This is a genomic window from Campylobacter sp. 2018MI10 (assembly GCF_018501175.1).
Lineage (GTDB): Bacteria > Campylobacterota > Campylobacteria > Campylobacterales > Campylobacteraceae > Campylobacter_E.
The window spans coordinates 1-23,077 of sequence record NZ_JAHCZD010000004.1; the positions used below are offsets into that span (position 1 = coordinate 1).

Genomic DNA, 23,077 nt, shown 5'->3' on the forward strand with positions numbered 1-23,077 from the left:
ATGAAGCAATAAGTAGTATAGATGAGCTAACACGCGCTAATGTAGTAGTAGCTGATAATACTAATAAAATATCAGATGAAGTAGATTTAATGGCTAGCATTGCTGTTGAAGCTGTTATGAAGAATAAATTCTAATACTAATTATTCTTAAGAACTTTTATTTATTAAGTTCTTAAGAACTTATCTAAAGCTAGAAAGTAAAACTTTTTAGCTTTATTGTTTTTATGAGTTTTTGTCTTTTTACTTAGAGATTGTTTTTTAAAGCTTATTATTTTTTACCTTAAATCTAAAAGTTTTTAATATTTTTAATTTTTATAATTTTTCTTAGTGATTATTATCCTAAAGCTTTTATGTTTTTATAATCTTTACCTATCACTCAAAAAACTTGTAATTTTAATAATCATTACTTATGACCCAAAAAGCTTTTTATATTTTTAATTTTCTTTTATATTTTTTATCTATTCACTCTCATTATTATTTATAACTAGCAATTCATTTGCTAGTTATAAATAATAGTCTCAAGAGTGGCTAAAACCAAAGAATTTGAAACAGGAATTTTAATTTTAAAACTAAAACTACAAGCAAAATTTTTAATTTAAATTCCATAATTTTTAATGTTAAACACTCAAAATCTTACTAATTTTTACTAACTTAACTAGCGTTGGTTTTTTTTGGAGTTAAAATCAAATTCTTAGTTTAAATTCTTTATTTTTAAAATTATTACAAATACACCTAAAAATACAATGAGTTATCTTAAAACTTTTTCAATTCATAAATATTACAAATTCTAATTTCACTCTTATTATTATTTATAACTAGCAATTCATTTGCTAGTTATAAATAATAGTCTCAAGAGTGGCTAAAACACACTGAAAAAAAGAATTTGAAAAAAGAATTTTAATTTTTTAAATCCAAAAACCAAAGTAAATTCCTAATCTAAATTCTTTTCTCTTTTTATTTTTTTGTTTTATTTTTTAAGATTTTTTATAATAAAAATATTTCTTTAAATTTAAAATCTTTCAAGGGGAAGGGAAGAAGACTTAAATTGTAAAGTCAAACCTTGCCTTCCCCTTAAACCCCTTCCCATCACAGACCACGCTCTGTAGGGAAAAACTGCCTAAAATCCATAACCTGCTTTGATAACGCTTCGTAGCTTGATGGATTTTTAACGGCAGTTTTCCGTAATTTAATTGTAATTTTGTTCATTTCACTCATAAAATTACTTGTGATTCCACTAATATTGATTTATTTTGAGCATAAAGAATTTGGATTAAAAATTTAGCTTTTAAAAATCTAAAATTTGTATTTTAATTCCATATTTTAATGTTAAATTTTTTATTTTTATCTAATTTGTAACTAATTTAAATTTTAAAAAGACTTAGAATTTAGCGTAATTTTATGAGCGTTAACAAATAAAATTACTTGTAGCTCAAGTTATTTGCTTTATTTTAAGAATATTGAAGTTTTATGGTTTTAAAATTTAAATTAGAAATTTCATTTTTCAAATCCACAGCAAACTTGCAAATGATTTAACACCAATTTTCACTATCTTTTAATTATAAATTTTTAAAAACTAAATTAAAATTAAATCTTTTTCTTTATATTAATAATTAATCAAAAAATCTAATTTATCAATAATTTTAGTTCTTTTTAGTAGCCTTAGATTTCATATAAAAATAAATTAAAATCGTAGATATTAAAGCAATAGCAAGAGTTAAAGTGCTATTGTGAATATCTCCTAATTTTAAAAAGCAAAATTTAAAAAACGCATTTAGAATACTAAATAAGGTAAAATAAAATAAAAAGCCTAAATCTTTCTTATCTTTATAAAAATTAATAATATTTTTACAATAGATTTTAGTCGCAGATATACTAAAATAACTCCATATCATAAGCAACAAAAAACCTAACAAAAAACCTCGAGCATAAGCATCATCGTCATCTATAAAAAACCATGGCAATAAGTATCTTAATGGTATTAAAGTAAGTATAAAAGTATCCATATATAACATTAAAAAAGACCAAGATATTACATATAATAAAACAATAAATATTAAAACTTTAAAGCAAGTTGCAACAAAAACTTTTATTAATTTATTATATATCCATTCTATCACATTAGCCCTTATAAAATATGCAAATTAATATAGTGAAATTATAAGAATTTTAATCTTAAAACTCAAAATATAAAGCACAAAATTACTAGATACTTTTAATTATTTTAGATTAATTTAAAAAATTGATAAATCTAAAGCTTTAGATAAACCCTCTAATATCCTAACACCACCTATTGAATTACCCTTGCTATCAAGTGCTGGTCCATAAACCCCTATCCCAAATTCTCTAGGGACAAGCGATACCATACCACCGCCCACACCACTTTTACATGGAAGTCCTACCCTTACAGCTATTTCTCCTGATAAATCGTAAGTTCCACAAGTTAGCATTAAACTCTTAATCGTTCTAGCTATTTTTTTACTAACTACTTGCTTACCATCTTTAAGCCCATCATTAGCTAAAAATAATCCTAATTTAGCTAGGCTTTTTGTGTTAGCTAGTATTGAGCATTGTTTAAAATAAACTTCTAAAGCCACCTCAACATCATCACTAATAATCCCATCATTTTTCATAAAATATGCTAAGGCTCTATTTTTATTGCCTGTTTTATTTTCGCTTTCGTATATTTTAGTGCTTAATGACGCTTCATTATCATCAGTAATCAAACGAAAAAACTCAAGCACTCTATTAAATCTCTCTTCAGCATTTTTACCTTTAATCATAGAAGCAACAGCAATAGCACCTGCGTTTATCATTGGATTAAATGGCTTTTTATTGTTTGATGTTTCAAGTTTCATAATTGAATTAAAAGCATCTCCTGTAGGCTCAACACCTACTTTTGAGAATACATACTCATAGTCATTATCTAATAAAGCTAACATTAAAGTAACTATTTTAGAAACACTTTGAATACTAAACCTTAGCTCACTATCACCCGAGCAAAAAACATTATAATCCTTATCAATCACGCAAACTCCCAAAGCGTCTAATTTAGCCTTGCTAAGCTCTGGGATATAATTTGCCAATCTTCCTAATTTTGTATATTTAATATTATCTTTTACTAATCTATCTAACAACTCTTGCATATTTAAATCCTATAATTAAAATATAATTTTATAATTATTATAATATATCAAATTAAGGGGCAAAATTGCTTGATAGCATAAAATCATTTTTTATAAATCCTGATTTATTTATTAGACATTTAGCACTTAGCATTACTTTATTTGTAATTATTGTAATATATGGTTGCTTTATAATGTTTTTAAGAATTTTAGCAAATGATAAAGAGTATATAAATCAAGAAGCAAATGAAAAAATCAATCAAATAAAATCAACAAGCAAAATCAGTATAAATGCGACTTTTATGAAAAATAATTTTACAATATATTATGAATATTCAAAGATTTTTTGTAATTTCATCAAATTTTTATTTTTAATATTACTCACCTATATAGGTTTAGATTATTTTTATTATGCAAAATATGTTTATTCATATACTAGATATTGGAATTTACACGGGAGTTTTTTGGCATATTTTTTACCATTTTTAGCTTATTGCTTTACTATTTTATTAACTTCAAATATAAGAAAAAAACTTAAATTTATTAAAGAAAATAATTTTTTTATAATAGAAGATGAGAATAAATTTTTTATAGATGTGTTAGTTGTTATCAAACAAAATATAGCACAAGATAATAATTTTTATAAAGCTAGAATTGAAATTGATAAAAATGATATTTTGTTTAAATACAAAAGCTTTCAGCCTATTTTTAGCACTAGTGTAGCATTTTATACAGATAAAGTCATACAAGCTAACGAGCAAAATAAAGATATGTTAATAGAATTCATCTTAGGAATTTTAAAAAATACTTTTAGAGTAGCTACAAATCTAATAATCTATATTATGCAAGATTTTAAAATATATACTATTTATCAAACCAAAAATATGGTATTTTCAGTTCCATATAATGATCAAAAAGCAAAATTTAGCTTAAAAGTATTTTTTAGAAAAAACATTAACGAAACTTTAGAATACATTGTAGATAAAAATAAGCATTATGAATTAGATAAAGACTATATAAAAAAGCAACAAAACAAATAGTTTTACCACGCAATCAACTCTAATGCTTTTAAATCCTTTGAAATATACTTCCTTTATTTTTATTTTCATTTTTATTGATTAATTTTTCTAAATCGCTTTTATTAAATTTATTAAAGGAAAGCTCATAAGATTTATAAAAAATCTTAAATCTTTTTTGCTTTAAAAAAATTCTTATAGTATTTTTAAAATTTGTTTTAAAAAAATAATATTCCTTAATATCATCATATTTTATTTTGCTAACTCCTAAGCCTTTTACAAACACCAAGCAATCTTCATAGCAAATCACTCTTTTAACACCACAAAATATAATTAAAGTGCATAATATAATTACTACGCCGATTATTTTATAAATAATTAATTCATCTTTTAAAAAGCTTACAATACTAATAAATGAAAGCAGCATTAAAAATCCAAAAGTTATATGAACTAAATCAAATCTTTTTGGATTAATCACATAAATCGCATTACTTGTATCAACTTCTCTTAATATATAAATTACAAGGATATAAATAGCGATAAAAATCATAAAATATAGCCAATTTTCTACTACAAAAATAAGTGAAATTAAACTAAATAAAACAATGGCAAAAAGTTTTGATTTATCATAAAAATACTTCATTGATAAAACAAAATAATGAACAAACATATAAACAAACATTAAAAACAAATAATTTTCAACAAAACAAGATTTAATTGCAAGATATATAAAAACAGCATTTATAGGAGTTAAAGCAAATATAATTATGAATTTTAAAATTTCTTTAATCATTTAATATTTTTTATCTAATAATGTGTATTTTATTTGTTTATCTTGATTATAAATATCTAAGATTTCTTTTAATAAATAAACCACTTCTTCTTCGCTAAGTAAATTATTACCCGCAATATCTATGATTACAAATATAGCAGTATCAGTTGATAAACGCTTTTTATGCACAAGAAGTATTTTAATAATATCTGTTTTATATTTTAAAATCCAAAATATTCTATTTGAATTTAAATCACAATCAATAAAAAAGCAATCAAGCTCTTTATTAAGTAGTATGGTTTTTGTGTTGAATATGGTATCTTGTGTATTATATTTAGCAAGTGCTTCATTTATTTTATATTTTTCATAAATTTCGTTATCAATTTGTATAGTTTTAAAATCTAATTTAAACTGCGTATTGCCTATAAAACTTGATTTACTTTTAAAGAATTTCTTATATAACATTACTAATAAATAATAATACATAAATGGCAAAATCAAAGCTATTATTCCGCCTATTGATAAGGTCAAAACAGGAATAAAAGAAAGACAAAATACAATAGATAAAAACGCTTTACATAATTCTTTTGATACAACGCTATATATTATATGAGTTAAAAAACATAAAGGTATAATAAATATTGAGCCTAATAAACTTCCATAAGGTGCTTGTAAAATTGATAAATTATACATATCATTAGCAGAATATCCAAAAATAACCATCATAAATAAAAAATAATAAAAAGGCAATATTGCTATTAAAATTAAAATTTTTATAACAATTTTTTCCATTATAAAATCTCCTTTTGTTTATATGTATTCTCCTAGCACTTCATCTATTATATATGCTTTAAATTCTTTATCATTATTTAAGCTTCCATTCCATTTATAAACAGCTAATATTTCTCTTAATAAGGCTATTATTTCTTTTTCACTTAATGTTTTATTATCTCTTATAGAAAGGATTTTATAAACTCTATTATAAACTACATTATCAATCTCTTGTTTGATATAATAATCTAAAATTATCCTTATATGCTCGCCTTTATAATATAAAATCCACAAAGATTTATTAAGTTTTGCATGGTCTAGTTCTGGGTCATCAAAATACATACAATTCATAAACCAGCAGTCTAATTCTTCATCTATTACAATGCGTTCTTCATAAGGAAATTTATGATGTTGTCTGAGATACCAATCATTAGTATGCTTAATACAAATATCTACAAAAGAATATTTCTTCTCTAATCTATCATCAATAATTGCGTTTTTAAAAGCCATTTGCTTACCTTTTTTTAAACCAAATTCCTACTTAAAATTCCACAATTTTTAAAGAATTTGAATTAGGATTTAAAATATTTATTCTTTTATTATTTCATCTCTTACATATACTTTATAGCCGTCAATTGTTTCCCAAGCACCAGAAAGATTATAAACATCTAATATTTCTTTAAGAAGATTTATAACTTCTTTTTCACTTAATAATTCATTGTTTTTAATATCAAAAATACTCCAAACTTTATCGTATAAAACACCATCTATTGTTATATCAAAATCATAATCAAGTATAACTTCAATCAAATTACCTTTATAATATAAAACCCACAAGCCTTTACTAAGTCTTGCATGCTCTAATTCAGGATCTAAAAAATTATAACCTAGCATTATAAAACAATCTAATTCTTCATCTATTACTATTCTTTTCTCATCAGGCATCATACGATTTTGTTTATAGTATAAGCTATCTGTATAATTGCAAAAAATATCTGTCATTTTGTATTTTTCATCAAGTTCTTTTGTAACTACTGCGTTCTTAAAAGCCATTATTTCTCCTTAATTTTAACTATTAAGTAAATATTATAAAAATTATTTTTTATAAAGTAAAGAAGGTTTGAAGATATTCAAATTCCAAAATCGGAATTTGAAATTAAAATTATTTTATTCTTGAGCGTCACGCCATTCGTTTAGAACTTTTACTTCTTCATCGCTTAAAAATCCACTAAATGCAGAAAATCCACTAAGCGAATAAGCAGGGCAATCAATACTCTCATAATTTTTCTTAGCTTGATTTAATTCATAGCTAAATATTGAAAACACACCTTTTACATCTAATCCGTGAGACCTAGCAGCACCAACAGCAGCAATACTTGAACCGCCACTTGAGATTAAATCTTCTAGCACAACGCAAGTGCTTCCGTGCTTAAAGCTTCCTTCAATCATCTTTGCTCTTCCATGGGTTTTGTTTTTTGATAATATATATACTAATGGTTTGTTTAATATATCAGCCACCCAAGCTCCGTGAGCAATAGCTCCAGTAGCAGTTGCTGCTATGTAATCAACATCTCCTGCTTTTTCTTTAATCAAATTCGCTAAATGATTTGCTATGATTTTACGCTCTTTTGGATAGCTAATTAACACTCGATTATCACAATATATAGGGCTTTTAATACCACTTGAATATGTGAAAAATTCTTTAGTATTAATAAATATTGCTTCACAATCTTTTAATATTTTTACAACTTCACTTGCAACTTCTTTATTCATTTTCTTCTCCTTTTATACATTGAAAATAAGCTCTAATAGGATTAGAACTCTTTGTAATCATTCTACCAGCTACAATATAATCAATATTGTTTTCTATAGCAAATTTTGGCGTAGCAACCCTTGCTTGGTCATTTGCATCATTGCCTAAAAATCTAATGCCAGGCGTAAGAGCCTTAAGTCCTAAATCTTTAGCAAATTTTGCTTCATAAGCACTACTTACTATGCCATCAAGACCTGCTTTTTTGCTGATTAAACAGCGTTGTTTTACGCAATCATTAATGCTTCCATTAAAGCCTAAATCATTTTTAAATTCTTCTTCTTCAAACGAAGTTAATACAGAAATTCCAAATAATTCACACTTGCTACCTAATTCATTTTTAGCATTAACAGCAGCCTTTAAAGCTTGCTCGCCTGCAAAAGAATGAAGGCTTAAAATATCAATATCATTTTTTAAAAGTGTCTTAGTAGCATTATAAATAGTATTTGGGATATCAATTAATTTTAAATCTAAAAATATATTAAAACCTAAGTCTTTTAGCTCTTTTAAAAAGTCATTTCCAGCTGTGTAGTATTGCCACATACCGACTTTTAAATAAGGCATAATTAATTTTAAATTATGCTCTTTTGCATAGTTTTCAAGATTTTTTGCTGATAGTTTTGATACAAATTCACGGCTTTGCTCTAAGGTGTCAAAATCTAATGCGATTATGGTTTTCAAATTCTCTCCTTTGATTTAATAAAATTATCTCTTTTTAACTCTTTACGACTTAGCATTATGCAAAAATTTATTAAATAAAACATATTGAATTTATATTTTTAAAAGTTATTTATTACATTATTTAAATAATATAATACAAAAATCAAAAGGAGAAAAAATGGACTTTTTAGACTCATTAAAACAAATCAAAACAGATATAAAAGAAAATGAAAAGAAAAAAGAGCAAGAATTAGAACTAGCAAAAATCAAACAAAAAGAAGAAGAATTAAGACAAGATTTCATAAATTATATGAATGAAAGCGGAGTTAAAAAAATCTAATTAAGATTTAGAAAATCTAAATCTTAATTAATTAATTGAATTAAGTTTGTCTAATTCAAAAGGTGTAGTTTGATATACATAATAATTTAGCCAGTTGATATAAACGCAATTTGCGTGAGCTCTCCAAGTAAGTTTTGGAGGATTGTTTGGATTATCATCTTTATAATAGTTATAAGGAATATCAACATCTAAGCCGTTTTTAATATCTCTTTTATACTCATTATCTAAAGTAGTGCGAGAGTATTCAGGATGACCTAGGACAAAAACTTGTCTTCTATCAGCACTTCTTATCAAATAGCTTCCTGCTAAATCGCTTTTAGCTAAAATCACTAAAGATTTATGATTTGCTAAGGCTAATTCATCAATTCCTGAATGCCTTGAATGTGGAGCTAAAAACACATCATCAATTCCCCTTAAAATCTCATCTTTACTATCAATTACATCGTGATAAAACACTCCGCTTAATTTCTTTTTTAAAGGAATTTTTGCAATATTGTAATGATAATTTAGCCCAAACATCGCACCATAGCATATATGAAGAGTGCTAAAAACATTGCTTTTGCTCCATTCTAAAATACTAACTAATTCATCATAATAAGTTATTTCGCTAAATTCATATTGTTCTAGCGGAGCTCCTGTTATTATCATTCCATCAAATTTTTTATGCTTTATCTCATCAAATACCAAATAATGCTCGTTTAAGTGGCTTTGACAAGTGTTTTTGCTCTCGTGACTTGCTATTCTTAAAAGCGTGATTTTTACTTGTAAAGGCGTATTAGAAAGCATTCTAAGTAATTCTAATTCAGTTTCTTCTTTTATTGGCATAAGGTTTAAAATCACAAGCTCTAATGGACGAATATCTTGAGAATTTGCTCTTGCTTCATCCATTACGAAAATATTTTCATTTTCTAGTAAAACTTTTGCTGGAAGGTTAGTTTTTATATTAACGGGCATTTTTTCTCCTTTTTTAACTAATTTTGCCATTTTTTACTTGCTAAATACTTAAAATAAAGTTAAACTAATATTTTTTTAAAGGAGAGAAAATGTTAAAACAAGATACTTTATGTATTCACGCAGGTTATGAGCCAAAAAATGGCGAAAGTAGGCAAGTGCCAATCATTCAATCAACTACTTACAAATACGATTCTTGTGAATTTATGGGAAAATTATTTGACTTAGAAGAAAGTGGATATTTTTACTCAAGAGTAGCAAATCCTACAAATGATTATGTAGCTAGTAAAATTGCTAAATTAGAAGGAGCAATTGCTGGGGTGCTAACTTCTAGCGGACAAGCAGCTATATTTTTTGCAATTACAAATATTTGTAAAGCAGGAGATCATTTAGTTTGCGTAAATGAGATTTATGGTGGAAGTATAAATCTAATAGGCGTAACGCTTAAAAAATTTGGAATTGATTGCACCTTTATTAGTGCAAATAGCACAGATGATGAAATAAGAGCAGCTATTAAAGAAAACACAAAATTAATTTACGCTGAAAGCGTATCAAATCCTGCTTTAGTAGTGCTTGATATTAAAAGATTTGCAAATATTGCTCACGAAAATGAAATTCCATTAGTAATTGATAATACTTTTGCAACTCCTATTAATTGCCAGCCTATAAAACACGGAGCTGATATTGTTATTCATTCAGCTACTAAATATCTTGATGGGCATTCAAGTGTGATTGCTGGGGTTGTGCTTGATAGTGGTAATTTTGATTGGAGTAAGTATCCTAAAAAATTTGCAGATTTTAATACCCCTGATGAGTCATATCACGGATTAATCTATACGCAAAAATTTGGCAAATTAGCGTATATTGTAAAAATGATTGTTCAATTAATGAGAGATATAGGTGCTTGCTTACCTGCAACTAGTGCATATATGCTATCAACTCATATTGAAAGCCTACCTTTAAGAATGGCAAAACACTGCGAAAATGCGAAAAAAATTGCAGAATTTTTAGAAAATAATGAATATATTGAAAGCGTAAATTGCCCTATGCTAAAAAGCAGTCCTTATTATAATCTAGCTTTAGAATATATGCCTAATGGGGTTTGTGGGGTTATTAGCTTTACATTAAAAGCAAATAAAGCTAAGGCAGTTAAGTTTTTAGATAGCTTAAAATTAATAATGATAGCAACTCATGTAGCTGATGCAAGAAGCTGTATTTTACACCCTGCAAGTCATACTCATAGACAATTAAATGAAGCTGAATTAATAAAAGCTGGAGTTAGCGAAGGTCTTGTAAGGCTTTCTGTTGGTATTGAAAATGCTGATGATTTAATAGCTGATATTAAACAAGCATTAGAAGTTACTTTTAAGTAATTCGTATTTGAAATTCTTATAAAATTATAAGAATTTCAATCTATATTATTTATCTTTTAAGTCCATTTACGATTGATAGCATTTCATCACTTGTAGTGATTGCTTTAGAGTTTGCTTCATAAGCTCTTTGACCTGTGATTAAATCAGTCATTTCTTCTACTAATTGCACGTTACTCATCTCTACGAAGTTTTGCTTAATTTGACCAAAACCATTAGTCCCGCCAGTGCCAACTACAACTGCTCCACTAGCACTAGTTTCAAGGAAATTATTATCCCCTAATGCGTGTAAGCCACTAGGATTTATGAAGTTTGCTAATTCAATTTGACCTAGTTGCACTGCTTCAGGATTACCCGCTTGAATTACACTTACAACCCCATCAGTTCCTATCCCAATAGCAACTGCATCTTCAGGAATTGTAATTTCAGGGATTAATCTATATCCATCACTATTTACGATAGTTCCTTCGCTATCTAGCTTAAAAGCACCATTTCTTGTATATGCCGTAGTGCCATCAGGTAGCTGAACTTGGAAAAAACCATTACCTGCTATTACCATATCTAATTGATTGCCTGTTTCTTTAAAATAACCTTGTGTAAATTGTTTTGTAATTGCTGTTGGGCGAACTCCAAGACCTACTTCAATACCTGTTGGACTTTGAGTTGTTGTGCTTGTGCTAGTGCCTGCGTATTCCATTACTTGATACATTAAATCAGCAAATTCTGCTCTATTTTTTTTGTACCCCATAGTATTTACATTGGCAATATTATGAGATGTTGTATCAATTTGTGTTTGCTGTGCTATCATTCCTGTTGCTGCTGTATATAAAGACCTAAGCATTTTTACTCCTATTTAACATTTGCTAATTTATTTATTGCGTCGCTATTTAGCTCATCCATATGGCTAGTCATTACTTTTTGATACATTTCAACTAAACGATGAGTTTCTATAAGACCTACCATTTCATTAACGGCATTTACATTACTCATTTCTAAAAACCCACTCGCAAGTGCATTTGAGCCCTCAAAATCTTGCATTTTAGTTAAATCATCTAATTTATAAAGATTATCTCCTATCTTTTCTAAATCCCTTGTATCATCCATCCTAGCTACAAAAATCCTATTTGCTACTTCACCATCTAAATAAACATTTCCATCTGAATCAATAGTTAATCTTTGATTATCTCCTACTTGAATGCCATCATTTGCTGGGTCTTCAAAATAATTTGAGCTTAATAATCTATCTCCATTTTTTGTAACTATAAAGCCATCTTCATCTAGGCTAAATGCTCCATTTTTGCTAAATTTCACACTACCATCTGATGAGCGAACCATAAAAAAACAATCACTTCTTTTGATTGCAATATCTAAAGGATTGTTGGTCGGACGGATTGCACCTACGCTAAAATCTGTGTATTCTATATCAATATTAGGAACTCTATTTATGGTTTGATTTATGTATTTTGCAGCTTGTTTTGTATGATTATCAATTGGCATATTTTGCATTTCTTCATCATAAAGCCTTTTAAAATCAGCAATTACTACATTATCTCTTTTATAACCTGCTGTATTTACATTAGCTAAATTATTAGAGATAACATTTAAGCGATTTAGTTGAGTAACCATTGCTCCTGTAGCTTGATAAAATCCGTTTTGCATAACTTTCCTTAAATATTTTATATTTTGATAAAAGCAAAACTTATTCCAAAATAAGATAAACTTCTAAAAATTTTTAGAGTTTATCTTAAAATCAAATTCTTTATTTTTTATTTTTCATAATTTTGTCAAAAAATACAGAATTTAAAAAAGCCATTAAGCATATGAAAATAATGTAATATCCACTACCAATATCAAATTTTCCGTGTGATTGAACTACGATAATTGGAGTTAAAAATCCTGCTATTGCATAAGCTAAATTATAAGAAAATCCTATGCCTGTATATCTAATACTAGCCTTATAAAGCCTACACATAAATAATGATGTAAAATTAACAATACCACCAAAAAACGCCGAAGCAAAATAAAATATACAAGTTGAAGCAAAATCCTTTAAAACATATAAAGAATAAAAATACATAGTGCTAGTAAAAACTAATAAAATAGCAAAAAATTTGCAAATTAAACTAGCTTTAAATCTATCAGCCAATGCCCCGCAAACAACAAGTCCAATCATCATACTAACACTAGCAATAATTTGCAAGCTAGTATTTAAAGCAGGATTGATATTTAAAATACCTTTCATAAAATTAGGCATCATTATTAAAAATACTAAAACACAAGCAGTAAGAACAATAGTTAAAAACATTGATAAAATTATTTCCATTTTATAATCTTTAATGACTGATTTTATAGGAAAATCGCTTAATTGCTTTTCAGCTTGAAGTTGCTTAAAAATAGGAGTTTCTTGCAAAAATCTTCTAAGATAAATGCTAATTAGACCAAAAATACCACCGATTAAGAAAGGAATTCTATACGCATAATCTTTTATTTCATCTTCTGTGAAATTTAGTTGAAGCAATAACGCACTTAAAGCTCCTAAAGTAATACCACCACAAACCCCACTAGTTAAAACTCCTAAAAATAATGCCTTTTTATTATCAGGACTATGCTCATATATAAAAGCCCAAGCACCAGGTAACTCTCCACCAATCGCAACGCCTTGAACTAATCTAATAGCTAATAAAATAGCAATAGCAAAATAGCCAATTTGCTCATAAGTAGGCATAATCGCAAAAATAAATGTAGGAATTACCATTAAAATAATGCTTAATAAAAACATATTTTTCCTACCAAACTTATCGCCAAAATGTGCCATTATAACTCCACCTAATGGACGAGCTAAATACCCTGCAGCAAAAGCTCCATAAGTATTTAATAATTTTATACTCTCATCAAGCTCTTTTGGAAAAAAATGATGTGTAAAATACGGAGTAAATAATGCAAATATAATAAAATCATAAAATTCTAATGTCCCACCTAATGCACTTAATGCTAAGGTTTTTGTATCTTTTTTTGTAATAGTTTTCATCAAATTCCTTTAAATTTCTTTGTTTTTTTTATTTCTAATTTTGATTTTGTTAATGATTATTAATTTGAGTAAGAGTATATAGGTAAGGCTTTGCCTTACCAATAGATATAAGTTTTTGTAGATTTAATATCTGCGTAGTTTAAAATTGTGCCATCTTCTAAAGTGATTTTTTCATCATCAGCACTAAGTAATTTTGAGATAATTTCTTCTTTTTCTTTAGTTTTAATTTTTAGTATCTCACCTATACTAAGTTTAAAATGCTCTATTTTAGTAAGCTTTCTTTCAAGTCCAGGAGAGCTTACTTCTAAAAAGTATTTTTCATCTGTAGGTGGATTTAAATCAAGTATAGGAGAAATCAATCTACTAAATTGCTCGCAATCATCAAGGCTAACTGATTTATTTTCTCCATCTTTTAAGATGAAAATTCTATAAATAAAGTTATTGCCTTCTTTTGCTAATTCAGTATCATAAATCACTAAATTAAGCTGTTTAGCTAAATTCTCTAGCTCCATTTATTTCTTTTCCTTATTAATTTGCTTAAATAATTCTTCTATTCTATTAATTTTATCTAAACTATCGTCAAACCTAAAATGAAAATTTGGACATCTATACATACCAAGCGCTCCTAAGCAATGAGCTTGCAATACTTTACTAACTCTTTTTAGCTTAGAAAGAACTAAATTTTGTTCATCTTTTGTAAGTGACATTTTATCTAAATATATAAAAGCGTCATAACGACCCTTTTTGCAATCTACATCATTTACCAATAGACCGCTTAATAAAGGATCATCTAAGTTTGCTAAAGCTTCTCCTACTAATTCCTTTAGCAAACTTTGTGTTCTTAGGCGTTTTATTTGTGCTTTATCATTCATTATAAACTAGCCTTACTTTGAACTTCTTTATAACTTTCTATAAAATCGCCTTCTCTCATATCGTTAAATCCAACGATACCAACACCACATTCATAACCTTTGCTAACTTCTCTAGCGTCGTCTTTAAAGCGTTTAAGTGAGCTAATCTCTCCTTCAAACACTACAACACCTTCACGAATAACACGGATTTTAGCCCCTCTTACTATGCTTCCATCAGTTACCATACATCCTGCTATTTGTCCTACTTTTGGCACATTGATTACTTGTCTAATTTCAGCTTGTCCAAGTTGCTCTTCGCTAATAATAGGACTCATTAAACCACCTAAAATAGCCTTAATTTCATCAATTAGATTGTAAATTACATTATATGTTTTAATCTCAACCTTAGCTTCTTTTGCTTTTTCCTTAATATCCCCTGTTGGACGAACATTAAAGCCAACTATAACACCACCGCTAGCTTGTGCTAAAGCAATATCTCCTTGAGATATTCCACCAACACCACCTAAAACAATATCAACTTTTACCTCATCATTTGAAAGCTTTTCAAGACTTCCTCTAATAGCTTCTAATGTTCCACCTACATCGGCTTTTAAAATAACAGGTAATGATTTTAAATTCCCTTCTTTAATTTTTGCACTTAATTCATCAAGGCTTACTTTTGTTGATTTGCTTAATTCTTTTTGTCTTAAATATTCGTGGCGTTTTTGTGCGTAATCTCTTGCTTCTTTATCAGTCGCAACACTAATTAATGTCTCACCTGCATCAGGAATTTCATTAAGACCCATAATTACACCGCACTCGCCTGGTAAAATCTCTTTTAATGCGTTACCTTTGCTATCTGTAATGCTTTTTACCCTACCATAAGCAATGCCTGCTACAACGGTATCTCCTACTCTTAGCGTTCCATTTTCCATAATCACAGTAGTTACTACACCACGACCTTTTTGTAAAGAACTTTCAACTATATTTGCTTTTGCAGCTGTATTCTTATTTGCTTTAAGCTCTAAAATTTCAGCTTGTAATAAGATAATTTCAAGTAAATCTTCAATTCCAGTTCCCTTTAAAGCACTAATATGAACGAATTCATAACTTCCACCCCACTCAGTTGGCATAATATCAAGCTCTGCTAATTGAGTTTTAACTCTATCAGGGTTTGCTGCTTCTTTATCTATTTTATTAACAGCGATGATGATTGGAACACCCGCTGCTTTTGCATGCGAAATTGCTTCTTTTGTTTGTGGTTTTACACCATCATCAGCTGCAACAACAATAATTACTATATCAGTAACACTAGCACCCCTAGCTCTCATCGCCGAAAATGCTTCGTGACCTGGAGTATCAATAAAGGTTATATTTTTACCATTTTTATTAACCATATAAGCACCAACGTGCTGAGTAATTCCACCTGCTTCGCCACTTGCTACACGACTATTTCTAATATAATCAAGCAAACTTGTCTTACCATGATCAACATGACCCATAATTGTTACAACAGGAACTTTAATATCTTTTAATTCTTCTTGATTTTCTTCATAATCAGCAACATAATCAAATTGTGCAGTCTCATCAAAAAAGCTTATTTCAATTCCAAACTCAAGTCCTAAAATCTCAATAGTTTCTTCATCTAAGAAATCATTTTTAGTAGTCATCATTCCTTGCATAAATAATTTTGAGATTAATTCGCTATCTTTTTTACCTAACTTCTCTGCTAATTCATAAAGTCTTATTTCTTTAGGAATTTTAATACTTGTAATTTCTTCGCTACTTTGTTCTTTTTTATATGCTTTTGATTTTTTACGGCGAGACCTTGCTATTGAAGTATTTGTAAATTGATTGATTTGGTTATTAAATGCACTTCTTAATGAAGTTTGTGCCTTTGCAGGCTTTTCAATATCTTCTTTTCTTTCATTAAATGAAAAATCAGGCATAACCACAACATCATCTTCATCATCATTAATCTCTGCAAAATTAGTATCAAAATCCATCTTAGATGAACTTTCTTTTCTTGCTGCTGGAACTATTTTTTTAGCTTTTTTCTTTTTTAAGCTTTCATCTGTGCTAAATATTGAAGCAAACGATACGGGCTCTTTTGATTGAGCTTTAGGCTTAACCTCTTCTTTAACTTCTTCTTTTGCTGCATTTTTCTTCTTAATGATTACTAAGCCACGGCGTTTTTCAAGCCCACTTCTTGCAAGACTTACAGGTTCTTCTTGCACTAATTCTTCTTTTGCTATTTCTTTGCTTTTCATTTCTTCTTTAACTTCTACCTTAGTGATTTTTTCTTCTACTATTTTTTCTTCTTTAGTTTCTTGTTTATCTTCTTTGGTTTCTTCTTTAAGAATTTCTTTTTGTTTGCTTTCAGCTTTTTTTGTTTTTTCAATCTTTTCAGTCTTTGTACTTTTTTCAGCTTTTTCAGTTTTACTTTTTGTTGTTTTAGAAGTAGTTGATTTTGTACTAGATTTTTTGGCACTTTTACTTGATTTTGCAACTTCATCTTTTAAAATTTGTTGAATTGTTCCATTTTTTAAATACTCATATATTGCTGCTGCTACATCTTCACTTACAGCTTTTTGAGGTGATTTATAATCAAATCCTAATTCATTAATTTTTTCTAAAGTTTCTTTATTTTGATAACCTAATTCCGCTGCTATTTCACTAATTTTTATATTCGCCATTTAAAAACCTTTCTTTTAATTTACTAGCAAGTTCTTTTTTATCTATATTAATTTTTATAACTTTTTGCAAAGACTTTAAAAAATCACTATCATCTTTTTTAAGGCATTCATCACATAAATACATACTTCTACCGCTATTAAATTGAAATAAAACTTCATTTAAAGACACTTGAAAACGCTTTAAATCAGTTTGATTTTTTCTAATCTTGCAAATAATACACATTCTAATAGGTTTTGCTTTTTTCATAATCTTTTAATTTTAATTGTTTTTGCTTAACAGAAGTCTTAAAAGCTTTATTTTCAAACATTTTAATTTTCTATTCTAAATTCTTTAAAAGATTTAGAATAGAAAGAATAAAAATTAAGATTTAGATTTTTCCATACGGCGTCTTAGAGTTGGGTCTAAATAACGCTTTCTAATACGAATATTAATTGGAGTTACTTCTACTAATTCATCTTCTTCAATCCACTCCATAGCACGCTCTAAAGTAGGTTTTCTAGGTGGAACTAATTTAATAGCATCATCACTACCACTAGCACGAACATTGGTTAGGTTTTTACCTTTTATAGGATTTACATCAAGGTCATTCGGACGGCTATGCTCGCCTATAATCATACCAACATAAGTTTTTGCTTGAGGGTCTATAAATAAAACACCTCTATCTTGAAGATTCCATAATGAATAAGCTAATGCAACACCATTTTCCATACTCACTAATGCTCCGTTTTGGCGTTTTTCAACACTACCAACAAAAGGTCTAAATTCCATAAAACTATGATTCATTATACCTTCACCTTTTGTATCTGTTAAAAACTGACTTCTAAATCCAATTAGCCCACGAGCAGGAATTTCAAACTCAAGTCTAGTTTGTCCATCTCCTGTTGGAACCATACTTTTCATCTCAGCTCTTCTTCTTCCAAGCTTTTCAATAACCGTTCCACTAAACTCATCAGGAACATCAATAACTAGATTTTCAAAAGGCTCTGTTTTAACTCCATTTTCAATTTTTACGATAACTTCAGGGCGTCCAAGACAAAACTCAAAACCTTCTCTTCTCATATTTTCAGCTAAAATCGTAATTTGTAATTCACCACGACCGCTTACTTTAAACTTACCTTCGCCAATATTTTCATATTTCATAGCGATATTTGTCTTCATTTCGCTTTCTAATCTTTCAGCGATTTTATTACTTGTAACATGCTTTCCTTCAGTTCCTGCTAAAGGTCCATCATTTACGCTAAATACAACGCTTAAAGTAGGTTCTTCTATATGCAGTGGGTCAAGTGGCATAGGATTGCTAGGATCAACTACGCTATCTCCAACATCTAAAGCATCAAAACCTGCAATTGCTACGATATCTCCTGTGCTAGCACTATCAATATCCATTTTTTCTAAACCTAAAAATCCAATTAGTTTTGAAATTCTTCCTGTGTGTTTTGTCCCATCAGCCTTAGCTAACATTACATTTTGATTTTTTGAAATTGTTCCATTGAAAATTCTAGCAATTCCAATTTTACCAACGAAGTTATCATAACCTAATGTAAATACTTGTAATTGTAAAGGATTTTCATTACTACCACTTGGTGCTGGAACATGCTCAATTATCTTGTCAAATAAAGGTTGCATATCCTTACTATCATCATCTAATTCATTTTTTGCAATACCTTCTTTTCCAATTGCATAAATTACAGGGAAATCTAATTGCTCATCAGTTGCATCAAGTGCAGCAAAAAGGTCAAATACTTCATTAATTACCCTATCAGGTTCAGCTGCAGCTTTGTCTATTTTATTTACCACAACTATTGGTCTAAGACCTAATGCTAATGCTTTTTTAACAACGAATTTAGTTTGTGGCATAACACCTTCTTGAGCATCAACAATTAATAAAACCCCATCAATCATCTTTAAAACACGCTCAACTTCTCCACCAAAATCTGCGTGGCCTGGAGTATCAATTATGTTAATTTTTGTGCCTTTATAATTAATTGCTGTGTTTTTTGAAAGAATTGTAATTCCACGCTCTTTTTCAATATCATTACTATCCATAACGCGTTCATCAACTTGGTCTCTTTCGCTAAATGTTCCTGATTGTTTTAATAACTGATCAACCATTGTAGTCTTACCATGATCAACGTGTGCGATTACTGCTATATTTCTAATACTCAATGTTTTCTCCTTGATTTTAAAGTAAAAGTTTAATTAATTTAGGTTAATTTTTAAATATGAAATCACAAAAACTTGGAACGAATTTTGCTAAATCCCATTAAGTTTTAAACAAGGATTATTATGAAAGATTTATTAATTTTACAAGATGTAAAAAATCTAAATTCTAAAAAAGGTAAAGGCTCTAAAAAGTCTGGCGGAGAAGGTTTTGCTGATTTATTATTTAATCAAACCGATGTAAAAGATACTAAAAATTTATTGGTAATGCAAAATGTATTTAAAGCAAAAAATGAAATAAAAAATAAAGATGTAAAACAATTTAGTAATATAAATCTAGCTTCAACTTTATTAAATGAAAAAACAAGCAAACAAGAGCCAAATTTATTAGCAAGTCTTTTACAAAATCCAAAAACTCTACAAGATAAAGTATCAAAAATAGTGCAAAATGCAAAAGAAATGAATGAATTTTTACCTAAAAGATTGCAAATAAGTGATGCTGAAATTATGCAAGATATTAAGACTTCTATGGAAGATGTTGAATATGGAAAAGAACTTTTAGATGATTTGAATTTCGTTCAGATTTTAGATTTTTTAGACATATTAAAGCAAGATAAAAAAAATGTAAAATTAAATGATTTTTTTAACTTAAAAAATATTGTTAATAATAAAGCTAGTTTAGAAAGTTTTGCAAATACAAATAGCGTTCATTCATTAGTAGAACTTGCAAAAGAGCATAAATTAGGGCTTAGCAATATAACTTATGAAAAAATTAAAAATAATGAATATAACGAGCAAATTTTTGCTAAACCATATCCTAAATTATATGAGCAAAATTTCTTCTCACACGCATTAAACAAAAATACAAAAATTGAAGAGAATTTAAAAAATACTGAAATTAAAAAACCAAATTTAGAAAGTTTATTATCAGTAAAAAGTGAAAAAATTGTATCTAATAATACAAACGAACCTATTATAAACGCTGAAAAAACTCTAAAAACTGGAGCTTTAAATGAGTTATTAAGCAAAATTGCAAATGATGATAAAAAACAAACTAAAGATATAAAAGAAGAAGCATTTAAAATCGTTTCAAAAGATATAGAAACACAAAGTCCTAAAATCACTCCAAACACAATTAAAAATGATATAAAAGATATACAAATTCAAGCAAATAAAACTCAAATTCAAACCCAAGAAACAAAAGAAAATGAAAATAAAATTCTACCTGAAATAAATATAGTAGAAGAAAATTTGCAAGATAATTTAGATGAAAACTCAAGCCAAACTCAAGATAATAAAGAAAAGCTAAATCTACCACAAAATCTTAAAGTTGATTTTTTAAATCCTAATAAAGAACTTAGTAAAGAACAAACTAAATTAGTAATTGATAATTTTACAAGAGATTTTAAGGAAGAAATAGAAAAATTCAAAGCTCCAAGCCATAAAGTTAGCATTAATTTAAATCCTAAAGAATTAGGAGAAGTTAATGTTACTATGATTGCAAGGGGTAATAACTTACATATAAATCTTAATTCAAACAATGCAAATACTTTAAATCTTTTCATAGCAAATCAGCAAGAATTTAAAAATAGCCTTGTAAATATGGGCTTTACGGGTCTTGCTATGAATTTTGGAGATAAAAAAGAAGGTTCAAATCATCAAGAGCAGCAAAAAGCTCGTAAAAAATATGAAGAAATTGAAGAATTAGAAAGCACAAGCGATATGCCAAGCGGAATTAATGCTGTGCTTTATAGATATTTTTAAAGGGGTAAAAAATGTTGGTTTCAATTTTATTAATAAGTTCAATGATAATTTTAGCAGTAAGCTTTGCTGCTAAAATATATTTTAAAGATAGTTAAAATAATTAAAGCCTTTATTATTTAGGCTTTAATTAAATTCTTAAAATTATTTACAAATAAACATATCTATTTTTTGATTGTTAGTATTATCTATAAATACTGAAGTTCCGTTGTTAAATCCGTGAGTTTTGATATTGATTTTTATACCTTGACAATCTAAATCCTTACCTGAATTATAAATATTTAAAATCTCTTGCTTTAAAGCTCCACTTGAATTATCTAGGCTAGTGTATATAAAACCAACTATAAAAGTAACAACTATTAATGAAATAACAGCCACATAAAGCTTAGAATTAAAATGATTTTTATAATAAATGCAAACACCAATTAATGCAAAAAACAATATTAAAAATATTGCAAATCTAATCATTTTAAGCCCCTTAATTTATAGGTCAAATCACCTGCGTTAAATCCAACCACTACGCCTTTATCTAAAGTAATTTCTCCTAAATTACTAAATAATTTTAAAGAATTATCAACTCTTTTTATATCGTCTATGAAACAAGCATTAGGAAAATGCTTAGCTAAATCAATTTTAATTTCATCTTCATTAGCACTATAAACAGGCAAAATAAATAACTTTGAAAAACCTTCAAAACAAGTTTTAAAACCTTCTAAATTATCAAGCAATCTTGTGTATTTATGCGGTTGCCAAATCGCTATAGTATCATCTAAATTTAGTGCTTTTGCATAAGAAAATATGCCTTTTTTAGTCTCTCTTACTTCGGTTGGATGATGAGCGTAATCATCAATTATTACAAAATCCTTACTAGCATATAAAACATCAAAACGCTTTTTAATACCACAAAAATCTTTTAAATTTTGCTTAATCTCACTTAGGCTTAGCCCAACACACCTAGCAGCAAGTATTGCTAAAGCAGTATCAATAGCTATACATTCGCTATGACCTTGCACGCTAAAACGACCAAAATCTCTTAAATCAAAAGATATAAAAGGCAAATAATCCTTAACTTCAAATTCTAAGTTTTTAATATCTTCGCTAGGCACTAGTCTTTCACAATCTAAATCAATTGTAGCTAAAAACTCATCTTCAGCATTAATTACTCTAATTTTGCTTTGTTTTAAAAAGTCTGTATAAGCTTTATAAAAAGCGTTTAAATCGTGGTTATAATGCTCTAAATGTTCAGGTTCAGCATTAGTTACTATACTTAAAGCAGGATTTAAATTCAAAAACGAACTATCACTCTCATCAGCTTCAAAAACTAATTTTTCACTAGTTTTATACACCATATTTTTACCAGCTCTTTTATCCACTGCACCGATTATAAAAGAGCTTTGCAAAATATTTGCTAGGATACTACTTGTAGTGCTTTTACCGTGTGCACCTGCAACTGCAAAAAGCATTTTGTTTTCTAAAATAAGTGGCAAGGCTTCTTTTCTTGATAGAACTTTTATGCCTAGTTCTTTTGCTTTTTTTATTTCAGGATTGTTTTCACGAATTACTGCTGAATGCACTACTAAATCAATATCGTTGCTTAAATTTGATGCACTATGACCTATAAAAACCGCAATTCCTTCTGCTCTTAATTCTTTTACTAATTCACTCTCATAAACATCGCTTCCTAAAACACTAATTCCACGCTCATTTAAAAATCTAGCCAACGCACTAAGACCAATGCCACCAATACCGATAAAAAATATTTTTTTCAT

23 protein-coding genes are annotated in these 23,077 nt (G+C 27.9%); 4 read left to right on the plus strand and 19 right to left on the minus strand.

Features of this window, described 5'->3' with window-relative positions; genetic code table 11:
* Positions 1-1,639: 1,639 nt before the first annotated feature.
* Both KJR01_RS02630 and glsA read right to left on the minus strand, forming a co-directional pair.
* Entirely contained in the window at positions 1,640-2,116 is a 477-nt protein-coding gene (locus tag KJR01_RS02630) for a hypothetical protein (protein ID WP_214116791.1), read from the minus strand.
* Positions 2,117-2,230: 114 nt separating this feature from the next.
* Positions 2,231-3,142, minus strand: coding sequence for a glutaminase A (gene glsA / locus KJR01_RS02635; RefSeq protein ID WP_214116793.1), 912 nt, complete (start codon positions 3,140-3,142; stop codon positions 2,231-2,233).
* A gap of 65 nt (positions 3,143-3,207) precedes the next feature.
* Between glsA and KJR01_RS02640 the strand changes: the two genes are divergently transcribed.
* Positions 3,208-4,161: a hypothetical protein gene (locus tag KJR01_RS02640; protein ID WP_214116795.1), complete on the plus strand. Its 954-nt coding sequence runs from the start codon at positions 3,208-3,210 to the stop codon at positions 4,159-4,161.
* Positions 4,162-4,189: 28 nt separating this feature from the next.
* Here KJR01_RS02640 and KJR01_RS02645 read toward each other — a convergent pair whose 3' ends face one another.
* The 6 genes from KJR01_RS02645 to pyrF all read right to left on the minus strand — a co-directional run bounded on the left by KJR01_RS02645 (position 4,190) and on the right by pyrF (position 8,171).
* On the minus strand, positions 4,190-4,930 hold the full coding sequence (locus KJR01_RS02645) for a hypothetical protein (protein ID WP_214116797.1): 741 nt from the start codon (positions 4,928-4,930) through the stop codon (positions 4,190-4,192).
* Positions 4,931-5,701 (minus strand): hypothetical protein, encoded by a 771-nt coding sequence (locus tag KJR01_RS02650; protein WP_214116799.1) that lies wholly within the window; start codon positions 5,699-5,701, stop codon positions 4,931-4,933.
* 18 nt (positions 5,702-5,719) lie between these two features.
* On the minus strand, positions 5,720-6,190 hold the full coding sequence (locus KJR01_RS02655) for a hypothetical protein (RefSeq protein WP_214116801.1): 471 nt from the start codon (positions 6,188-6,190) through the stop codon (positions 5,720-5,722).
* A gap of 78 nt (positions 6,191-6,268) precedes the next feature.
* Positions 6,269-6,733 carry a hypothetical protein gene (locus KJR01_RS02660; RefSeq protein ID WP_214116803.1) on the minus strand — a complete coding sequence of 155 codons (465 nt, stop codon included), beginning with the start codon at positions 6,731-6,733 and terminating at the stop codon, positions 6,269-6,271.
* Positions 6,734-6,847: 114 nt separating this feature from the next.
* Positions 6,848-7,453 (minus strand): orotate phosphoribosyltransferase, encoded by a 606-nt coding sequence (gene pyrE, locus KJR01_RS02665; RefSeq protein ID WP_214116805.1) that lies wholly within the window; start codon positions 7,451-7,453, stop codon positions 6,848-6,850.
* Complete coding sequence (pyrF, locus tag KJR01_RS02670; protein WP_214116806.1) at positions 7,446-8,171, minus strand: orotidine-5'-phosphate decarboxylase; 726 nt, start codon at positions 8,169-8,171, stop codon at positions 7,446-7,448. The genes pyrE and pyrF overlap by 8 nt, the downstream gene beginning before the upstream one ends.
* Positions 8,172-8,328: 157 nt before the next feature.
* On the opposite strand from pyrF, the gene KJR01_RS02675 reads away from it, so the two are divergent.
* A complete protein-coding gene (locus tag KJR01_RS02675) occupies positions 8,329-8,490 on the plus strand; it encodes a hypothetical protein (protein ID WP_214116808.1) in 162 nt (53 codons plus the stop codon).
* A 27-nt stretch (positions 8,491-8,517) separates the two neighbouring features.
* Here KJR01_RS02675 and KJR01_RS02680 read toward each other — a convergent pair whose 3' ends face one another.
* Positions 8,518-9,444, minus strand: coding sequence for a homoserine O-succinyltransferase (locus KJR01_RS02680; RefSeq protein ID WP_214116810.1), 927 nt, complete (start codon positions 9,442-9,444; stop codon positions 8,518-8,520).
* Positions 9,445-9,533: 89 nt separating this feature from the next.
* Between KJR01_RS02680 and KJR01_RS02685 the strand changes: the two genes are divergently transcribed.
* Entirely contained in the window at positions 9,534-10,814 is a 1,281-nt protein-coding gene (locus KJR01_RS02685) for an O-acetylhomoserine aminocarboxypropyltransferase/cysteine synthase family protein (RefSeq protein ID WP_214116812.1), read from the plus strand.
* Between the two features lie 49 nt (positions 10,815-10,863).
* On the opposite strand, the gene flgG is transcribed toward KJR01_RS02685, so the two are convergent.
* The 8 genes from flgG to typA form a co-directional block, all read right to left on the minus strand.
* The gene (flgG, locus tag KJR01_RS02690) at positions 10,864-11,652 is read right to left on the minus strand and encodes a flagellar basal-body rod protein FlgG (RefSeq protein WP_214116814.1); all 789 of its coding nucleotides are present in this window, start codon (positions 11,650-11,652) and stop codon (positions 10,864-10,866) included.
* Positions 11,653-11,660: 8 nt separating this feature from the next.
* A complete protein-coding gene (locus KJR01_RS02695; protein ID WP_214116815.1) occupies positions 11,661-12,470 on the minus strand; it encodes a flagellar hook-basal body protein in 810 nt (269 codons plus the stop codon).
* A 100-nt stretch (positions 12,471-12,570) separates the two neighbouring features.
* Complete coding sequence (locus KJR01_RS02700; RefSeq protein ID WP_214116817.1) at positions 12,571-13,839, minus strand: MFS transporter; 1,269 nt, start codon at positions 13,837-13,839, stop codon at positions 12,571-12,573.
* Positions 13,840-13,934: 95 nt separating this feature from the next.
* Positions 13,935-14,351, minus strand: coding sequence for an LSm family protein (locus KJR01_RS02705; RefSeq protein WP_214116819.1), 417 nt, complete (start codon positions 14,349-14,351; stop codon positions 13,935-13,937).
* A complete protein-coding gene (rbfA, locus tag KJR01_RS02710) occupies positions 14,352-14,711 on the minus strand; it encodes a 30S ribosome-binding factor RbfA (RefSeq protein WP_214116821.1) in 360 nt (119 codons plus the stop codon).
* A complete protein-coding gene (infB, locus tag KJR01_RS02715) occupies positions 14,711-17,386 on the minus strand; it encodes a translation initiation factor IF-2 (RefSeq protein ID WP_214116823.1) in 2,676 nt (891 codons plus the stop codon). Before infB ends, rbfA begins: the two co-directional genes overlap by 1 nt.
* Complete coding sequence (locus KJR01_RS02720) at positions 17,367-17,633, minus strand: DUF448 domain-containing protein (protein ID WP_214116825.1); 267 nt, start codon at positions 17,631-17,633, stop codon at positions 17,367-17,369. Before KJR01_RS02720 ends, infB begins: the two co-directional genes overlap by 20 nt.
* A 114-nt stretch (positions 17,634-17,747) precedes the next feature.
* Complete coding sequence (gene typA, locus KJR01_RS02725) at positions 17,748-19,553, minus strand: translational GTPase TypA (protein ID WP_214116827.1); 1,806 nt, start codon at positions 19,551-19,553, stop codon at positions 17,748-17,750.
* Between the two features lie 120 nt (positions 19,554-19,673).
* On the opposite strand from typA, the gene fliK reads away from it, so the two are divergent.
* Positions 19,674-21,311, plus strand: coding sequence for a flagellar hook-length control protein FliK (gene fliK, locus KJR01_RS02730; protein WP_214116829.1), 1,638 nt, complete (start codon positions 19,674-19,676; stop codon positions 21,309-21,311).
* Between the two features lie 141 nt (positions 21,312-21,452).
* Here fliK and KJR01_RS02735 read toward each other — a convergent pair whose 3' ends face one another.
* Both KJR01_RS02735 and murC read right to left on the minus strand, forming a co-directional pair.
* On the minus strand, positions 21,453-21,776 hold the full coding sequence (locus KJR01_RS02735; RefSeq protein ID WP_214116831.1) for a hypothetical protein: 324 nt from the start codon (positions 21,774-21,776) through the stop codon (positions 21,453-21,455).
* Positions 21,773-23,077 (minus strand): UDP-N-acetylmuramate--L-alanine ligase, encoded by a 1,305-nt coding sequence (gene murC / locus KJR01_RS02740; protein WP_214116833.1) that lies wholly within the window; start codon positions 23,075-23,077, stop codon positions 21,773-21,775. The genes KJR01_RS02735 and murC overlap by 4 nt, the downstream gene beginning before the upstream one ends.